The sequence below is a fragment of the Staphylococcus pasteuri genome (assembly GCF_030547725.1).
GTDB lineage: Bacteria > Bacillota > Bacilli > Staphylococcales > Staphylococcaceae > Staphylococcus > Staphylococcus pasteuri.
In genome coordinates, this window is the sequence record NZ_JAUOQO010000422.1 from 1 (window position 1) to 265 (window position 265).

Consider the following 265-nt stretch of genomic DNA (forward strand, 5'->3'; position numbering starts at 1 on the left):
GGGCGGAGAATATGGCTTCTTAGATTTATTTGTTGCCGAGTCTCAAGCACCTGCAAAACAATGGCGTTACACCAACGCTCCTGATGCCGATGCTCGTGCCGTACAAGTAATGTACTGGGCACTGCAATGGATGAAAGAACGTGGCCAAGATCCTGAAGTAGTTGCGCCTGGCTTAATGGCCAAAGCAGCTAAAATGGGTGATTACCTGCGCTTAGCCATGTTTGATAAGTACTTCAAAAAAATTGGTTCTCAAGACGAACAAGGC

Annotated in this window: 1 protein-coding gene; it reads left to right on the plus strand. The window is 46.8% G+C overall.

Annotation, left to right across the window (positions count from 1 at the left end; translation table 11 throughout):
• Positions 1-265, plus strand: a 265-nt coding sequence (locus Q4528_RS14220; RefSeq protein ID WP_303522273.1) for a glycoside hydrolase family 48 protein, incomplete at both ends; no start/stop codon positions are given.